The sequence below is a fragment of the Acidovorax sp. genome (assembly GCF_016783915.1).
Taxonomy (GTDB): Bacteria; Pseudomonadota; Gammaproteobacteria; order Burkholderiales; family Burkholderiaceae_C; genus Acidovorax.
Genome location: NZ_JADHVT010000198.1, coordinates 1 through 6,968, shown reverse-complemented (window position 1 = coordinate 6,968; position 6,968 = coordinate 1). Strand labels below are relative to the sequence as shown.

The 6,968-nt window shown below is 67.5% G+C and carries 6 protein-coding genes; 2 read left to right on the top strand and 4 right to left on the bottom strand.

Annotated features, from left to right (window positions below; translation table 11 throughout):
* Positions 1 to 633: 633 nt before the first annotated feature.
* Both lolD and ISS20_RS22345 read right to left on the bottom strand, forming a co-directional pair.
* Positions 634 to 1,335, bottom strand: a complete 702-nt coding sequence (gene lolD / locus ISS20_RS22350; protein WP_291439672.1) for a lipoprotein-releasing ABC transporter ATP-binding protein LolD — start codon at positions 1,333 to 1,335, stop codon at positions 634 to 636.
* Entirely contained in the window at positions 1,328 to 2,581 is a 1,254-nt protein-coding gene (locus ISS20_RS22345) for a lipoprotein-releasing ABC transporter permease subunit (protein WP_291439670.1), read from the bottom strand. Before ISS20_RS22345 ends, lolD begins: the two co-directional genes overlap by 8 nt.
* Before the next feature lie 80 nt (positions 2,582 to 2,661).
* On the opposite strand from ISS20_RS22345, the gene ISS20_RS22340 reads away from it, so the two are divergent.
* Both ISS20_RS22340 and recJ read left to right on the top strand, forming a co-directional pair.
* Positions 2,662 to 3,615, top strand: a complete 954-nt coding sequence (locus tag ISS20_RS22340) for a phosphoglycerate mutase (protein ID WP_291439668.1) — start codon at positions 2,662 to 2,664, stop codon at positions 3,613 to 3,615.
* The gene (gene recJ, locus ISS20_RS22335; RefSeq protein WP_291439666.1) at positions 3,612 to 5,336 is read left to right on the top strand and encodes a single-stranded-DNA-specific exonuclease RecJ; all 1,725 of its coding nucleotides are present in this window, start codon (positions 3,612 to 3,614) and stop codon (positions 5,334 to 5,336) included. Before ISS20_RS22340 ends, recJ begins: the two co-directional genes overlap by 4 nt.
* A 52-nt stretch (positions 5,337 to 5,388) precedes the next feature.
* Here the strand turns inward: recJ and ISS20_RS22330 are convergent, their stop codons facing one another.
* Both ISS20_RS22330 and ISS20_RS22325 read right to left on the bottom strand, forming a co-directional pair.
* On the bottom strand, positions 5,389 to 5,844 hold the full coding sequence (locus ISS20_RS22330) for a 4-oxalocrotonate tautomerase family protein (RefSeq protein WP_291439664.1): 456 nt from the start codon (positions 5,842 to 5,844) through the stop codon (positions 5,389 to 5,391).
* A 134-nt stretch (positions 5,845 to 5,978) separates the two neighbouring features.
* Positions 5,979 to 6,968: methyl-accepting chemotaxis protein (locus ISS20_RS22325; RefSeq protein ID WP_291439663.1), on the bottom strand; the 990-nt coding region annotated here is incomplete at its 5' end.

Below are 6,968 nucleotides of genomic sequence, written 5' to 3'. Positions count from 1 at the left end.
GCGGTGCTCGGGTTTGGCGGGGTCTCGCTCAACTCGCGCCGCTGCGCGTCGCTCAGACACACGCGAGCCCTGATCCGCCAAACCCTGCGCTCCTCGGCGCATCCACAGGGGCAAGGGGAGCAGAACATCCACACGGGCCATCGCTGCGCTCGGCCCAGGATGGCGGGCGCAAGCGCCTCGCGCTGCGCAGGCGCGGCCGAGCGCAGCAATGGCCCGAATGGTTGTGCGGCTGTTGGATGTTCGGCTGTCCACCCCCTGCTGGCTGCGCCTGCGGCGGGGCGGTTGCGGGGTGGCACGCGCGTCGGAGCGCGCGTGCTTCGTGCTCTGACTCGCCGTGGATGTCTGAACGAAGCTGCAACGCAGCGCAGTGAGTTCCACGGCGCACCCCGCAACCGCCCCGACGCAGGTTTGCCCCTTCGCACAGCGAAGGGGTCGCAGACTGGGGGTCGCCTTTCTTTTGGGTACTTTTCTTTGGCGAAGCAAAGAAAAGTACCTCGCCCGCCGGGGCGACTCCCGGCCTCCGCCCTCCATCAAGGCATGCCGTTAACCAGGCACACGGCCCTTTGCGCGGAGGTAGAGCGCTTCAAAAAGCATAGCTGCTAGCGCATATTTCACTAGCGCATCCAGCCAAAATCACCCCAAAACCCCAGACACCAGCCTCATCACCCGATCACACCGCGCCGCCAGCGACTCATCGTGCGTCACCATGACAAACGCCGTGCCCTGGTCCCGCGCCAACTGCAGCATCAGGTCGAACACCCCATCAGCCGTACTCCGGTCCAGATTGCCCGTAGGCTCGTCGGCCAGCACGCATGCAGGCCGCGTCACCAAGGCCCGCGCAATCGCCACCCTCTGGCGTTCCCCGCCAGACAGCTCGGCCGGCCGGTGCATCAACCGCTCCTTCAAACCGACCGATGTCAGCACCCGCTCCGCCTCCGCATGGCACTGGGCCAACGGCAGGCGGCGGATGCGCAGCGGCATGGCCACGTTGTCCAGCGCACTGAACTCCGGCAGCAGGTGGTGGAACTGGTAGATAAACCCCAGGTGCTGATTGCGCAGCTGCCCCTGGCGCTCCGCCGACAGCGACGACATCTCCTCGCCCTTAAGGCGCACCGTGCCCGCCGTGGGCGCATCCAGCCCGCCCAGCAGGTGCAGCAAGGTGCTCTTGCCCGAGCCCGAGGCGCCGACGATCGCCAGCGTTTCGCCTGCATGGATCTGCAGGTCCACGCCCTTGAGCACGGTCACATCCAGACGGCCTTCGGAAAAGCGTTTTGTCAGGCCCTTGGCTTCCAGCACCACCGGGTGGTGGTTGGTATGGGGGGTGGGGTTACTCATAGCGCAGCGCCTCGGCAGGGTTCACACGGCTGGCGCGCCAGCTGGGGTACAGGGTGGCGACAAAGGCCAGCACCAGCGAGATGACGGCAATGGGCACGATGTCGCTGCTCTGCGGCTCGCTGGGCATCTTGCTGATGAGGTAGATGTCCTTGGGCAAAAAGCTCGCATTCAGCGCGCGCTCGATGGCCGGCACGATCACGTCGATGTTGAACGCGATGCCAAGGCCCAGCAGCAGGCCGACCAGCGTGCCAATCACGCCCACCATCGCGCCCTGCACCACAAAGATGCCCATGATGCTTTTGGGGCTGGCGCCCAGCGTGCGCAGGATGGCGATGTCGGCTCGTTTGTCGGTCACCGTCATCACGAGGGTGGACACCAGATTGAACGCTGCCACCGCCACGATGAGCGTCAGGATGATGAACATCATGCGTTTTTCCAGCTGCACGGCAGCGAACCAGGTGCGGTTTTGCTGCGTCCAGTCGCGGATCAGCAGCTGGCCGCTCAGGCTGCGGGCCAGCTCCTGCGCCACCTCGCGCGCCTGGTGCAGGTCCTTGAGCTTGAGGCGCACGCCCGTGGGGCCTTCCAGGCGGAAGATGCGCTGCGCGTCCTCATGGTGCAGCAGCACCAGGGCCGAGTCGTATTCGTAGTGGCCGGAGTCAAACGTACCCGCCACCGTCATCTGCTTGAGGCGTGGCACCACGCCAGCCGGCGTCACCTGGCCAGCGGGCGCAATCAGCGTCACCGGGTCGCCCACGCGCACGCCCAGGGCGCGGGCCAGTTCGCCCCCCAGCACCACGCGGAACTCGCCGGGCACCAGCAGGTTCAGCGTTTTCTCGTTGGTGGCAGCCAGGTCGGTCACCGCCCCTTCCAGGGCCGGGTCGATGCCGCGCACCAGCGCGCCCTTCATGTCTTCGCCACGCGCCAGCAGGGCCTGTGCCGCGACAAAAGGTGCAGCCCCGATCACGTTCGGGTTCTTCTTGGCCTCGGCCAGGGTGAGCGCCGGGTCGGGCAGTGCGGCCCCCAGGGGCGCAAAGATCTCGATGTGCGAGACCACGCTGAGCATGCGGTCGCGCACGTCCTTTTGAAAGCCGTTCATCACCGACAGCACGATGATCAGCGCCGCCACCCCCAGCGCAATGCCCAGCATGGACACGCCCGAGATGAACGAGATGAAGCCATTGCGCCGCGTGGCGCGGCCCGCGCGCGTGTAGCGCCAGCCCAGGGCCAGTTCGTAGGGAATTTGCATGGATTAGGAAAGAAGGGCCTGTACGGTGCGGAATGCACGCTACGGGCCGGGCCGATTGTGGCATCCCGGACAATACGCCCATGTCGGACACCACCCATTTGCTCATTCCCTACGCCGCCAGCGCCTCACCGGGATGCCAGCAAGCCCAACAGGGCCTGGCCCTGCCCCACCTGGACCGGCTGCTGGCCCGGCTCAGCCCCCGCCCCGAACACAACGACACCGGCGAAGAAACCAGCTTCTCCGCCCCCCACGAGCGTGCCCTGGCCCGCGCCCTGGGCATGCCCGCGCAAGACGGCCGCATCCCCTGGGCGGCCTGGCACCGCCATCAGCAAGGTCTGACCACCCATGGCGAGGCCTGGGCCTTCGTCACGCCCTGCCAGTGGCAGGTCAGCACCGACCACGTCACCCTGCGCGACCCCGAACAGCTGGGCCTGGACGAAGCCGCGTCCCGCGCGCTGCTGGCCATCGTGGCGCCCTGGTTTGCCGAGGACGGCATCGCCCTGCACTACGACCAGCCCACGCGCTGGCTGGCCAGCGGGCCGCTGTTTGCCGACCTGGCCACCGCGTCGCTGGAGCGTGTGTTGCTGCGCGACGTGCGCGCTTGGATGCCCGATGTGAAACAAGCCCGCACCCTGCACCGCCTGCACAGCGAGATGCAGATGCTGCTGTACACCCACGCCTTCAACGACGAGCGCTCTGCGCGCGGGCTGCCCGTCGTCAACTCGTTCTGGGTGCACGGCACGGGCGCACTGGCTGGCCCACCGCGTGCCACCGTGCCACCCCACATGCCCACCAACCTGCGGGACGCCGCCTTGCACGACGACTGGCGCACCTGGGCCAGCGCCTGGGCCGCGCTGGACGCAGGCCCCGTGGCCGACCTGCTGCGCCGGGCCGAAAGCGGCACGCCCGTGCAGCTGACCCTGTGCGGCGAACGCAATGCGCTGGGCTTCCACACCGCTCCACGCAGCCTTGCACAGCGGTTTCAAGGTCTTTTTCGCCCCATGCGCTGGTCGAATATGCTGGTGCAGCTATGAAAATAATAGCAAGAGACATTCCACCCCGCGCCGCCTGGGCGCTGGAGCAAGCCGGCGTGCACCCGCTGCTGGCGCGCCTGTATGCCGCGCGCGGTGTGCGGGCCAAGGACGAACTGGACGATGGCCTGGGCCGCCTGCTGCCGCCCAGTGGCGACCAGGGCTTGAAGGGCATTGACGCCGCAGCCCGCCTGCTGGCCGATGCCATGGCGCAGAACCAACGGCTCATCATCGTGGCCGACTACGACTGCGACGGCGCCACCGCCTGCGCCGTGGGTGTGCGCGGCCTGCGGCTGCTGGGCGCCCAGAACGTGGACTACCTGGTGCCCGACCGCGTGACCGATGGCTACGGCCTCACCGCCTCGATCGCCCGCCGCGTGGCCGAGCGGGGTGCCGACATGCTCATCACCGTGGACAACGGCATCGCCAGCGTGGACGGCGTGGCCGAAGCCAAGGCACTGGGCCTGCAAGTGCTGGTGACCGACCATCACCTGCCCGGCCCCGAGCTGCCGGCAGCGGACGCCATCGTCAACCCCAACCAGCCCGGCTGCCCGTTCGAGAGCAAGTCCATGGCCGGGGTGGGCGTGATGTTTTATGTGCTGCTGGCCCTGCGCGCCGAGCTGCGTGCTCGTGGCGTGTTTGACGCCGCCACCCAGCCCAAGCTCGACCCCTTGCTCACCCTGGTGGCCCTGGGCACCGTGGCCGACGTGGTCAAGCTCGACGCCAACAACCGCCGCCTGGTCGCCCAGGGCTTGAAGCGCATCCGCGCGGGGCAGATGCCAGCGGGCATTGCCGCCCTGTTCCACGTCGCAGGCCGCAAGGCGCCCGTGGCCACCACCTTTGACTTTGGCTTTGCTTTAGGCCCGCGCATCAACGCTGCAGGCCGCCTGGCCGACATGACGCTGGGCATCGAATGCCTGCTGACCGACGACGCGGGCCGCGCGGCCGAGCTGGCCGCCACGCTGGACGGCATCAACCGCGAGCGCCGCGAGATCGAGGGCGGCATGCGCGACCAGGCCATGCTCATGGCCGAGAGCCTGTTTGACGAGAGCGAAGAGCCGCCCCCGGCCATCAGCGTGTTCGACCCCGACTTCCACGAAGGCGTGGTGGGCATCGTGGCCAGCCGGATCAAGGACAAGCTGCACCGCCCCACCTTTGTGTTTGCCGCCAGCAGCGCACCGGGCAAGGAGCATGAGCTCAAGGGCTCGGGCCGCTCCATCCCCGGCTTTCATCTGCGCGACGCGCTGGACCTGGTGGCCAAGCGCCACCCGGGCGTGATCCTCAAGTTCGGCGGCCACGCCATGGCAGCGGGCTGCACCGTGGCCGAGGAATCGTTCGGCGTGTTCGAGCAGGCGTTTGCCCAGGTGGCGCAGGAATGGCTGGACGCCGCCACACTCACCCGCCGTATCGAGACTGACGGCCCGCTGGCCCCGGAATACTGCCGCGCCGACATCGTGGACACCCTGCACCGCGAGGTCTGGGGCCAGGGCTTTGCGCCCCCCACCTTCAGCGAAGAGGTGCAGATCGTGAGCCAGCGCCTGGTGGGCGAGGCCAAGAACCACCTGTCGCTCAAGCTCATCCACCAGGGCAGCCCCGTGGACGCGATCTGGTTCGGCCACACCGAGCAGCTGCCCGCGCGGGTGCTGCTGGCCTTCCGCCTGGATGTGAATGAGTGGAAGGGCGAACGCAAGGTGCAGTTTCTGGTGGAGGGCGCGCAGGTGTAGCGCGCCGCAGCTCAAGCCTGCGTCGGCCCCCTGCTTCGCTGGCGGATCACGGTCACTGGCTCGCCGCCTGGCCCCCAATTACGAGAACCTGTTTGAGGTATTTTCGGGGTCGCACAAGTACCTTGCCGGGATGGGATGCAAGGCGCGGTGCGCAGCCAATAGCCCGTGCTATTGGCAAGCGCCGCAACGCCGCAGACCGCCCGGCAAGGCACTTGCCCGAAGGGTTGGAGTGAAATCGGGCGATTGGACGCCCCGGCTGCTTGCATGGGCATGAGCCCATGCGGCGCACCCGAAGCATCCACTCATCCCGATTGCACTCCAATGCGATCCCCGAAAATGCCTCAAACAGGTTCTGCAGATCCACCTCGTCGAGGATGACGGTGACGCTTTCCGGCCGCTTGTCCAGCACCTGCTGCATGAGCTGGGTCACGCCCGCAATCCAGGCGGCTTTCTGGACTGCGGTAGTGGGTAGGTCGCGGCGCGCAAGGCGGATGTTGACCAAGGGCATCGGAGAGTTCGTTCTGAATGCACCCAAACAAAAAACAAAAGGCAGCCAAAGCTGCCTTGTTGTGCAACCGGCCTACTGGCCGATCACCCAAATAGCAGCCAGCGCTTGATAGTCGTGCGCTGGCCGCTATCGATTTAGAAGCTTTCCCAATCGTCATCGCCACCCTGCGCCGCCTTGGGAGCGGGTACTGGGGCCAATGCCTTGGCCGGAGGCAGGCGCGCCGGGGCGGGCGCAGGGGCCTTTGGGGCGGCAGCGGACGCCACACGGGGCGCGCTGGCCGTTGCCTTGGCCACGGCAGGCCGTGGTGCGGGTGCCGCTGCCGGCGCCCGGGTGGCCACCGCACCCACGTTGAACACCGACACCACCTGCGCCAAGTGCTGGGCCTGGTCGCGCATCGAGGCGGCTGCAGCAGTCGATTCCTCCACCAGCGCCGCGTTCTGTTGTGTCATCTGATCCAGGTGTGTGACGGCCTGGTTGACCTGCGCGATGCCGTCGCGCTGTTCTGTCGAGGACGCCGTGATCTCGCCGATGAGGTCGCTCACGCGCTGTACGCTGGCAACGATCTCTTGCATGCTTTGCCCGGCCTGCGCCACCTGAGCCGAGCCCGATTCCACGTTTTCCACGCTGGCGCTGATCAGGGTCTTGATCTCTTTGGCCGCTTCGGCGCTGCGCTGCGCCAGGCTGCGCACTTCGCTGGCCACCACCGCAAACCCACGGCCTTGCTCGCCTGCACGGGCCGCCTCCACCGCTGCGTTCAGCGCCAGGATGTTGGTCTGGAAGGCAATGCCGTCGATGGTGCCGATGATGTCGCTGATCTTTTTGCTGCTGTCGGTGATCTGCTGCATGCTGGTGACCACCTGGCCCACCACTTCGCCGCCCCGCGCTGCCGCCTGGGCCGCCGTGCCGGCCAGCTGGTTGGCCTGGCGGGCCGTGTCGGCCGACTGGCTCACGGTGGCCGTGAGCTGTTCCATGCTGGCCGCCGTCTCTTCCAGGTTCGAGGCCGTCTGCTCTGTGCGCGCCGACAGGTCGTGGTTGCCGTTGGCAATCTCTACCGACGCCGACGATACCGAGTCCACCCCCTGGCGCACTTCACTCACCACACCACGCAGCCGTGCTGACATGGC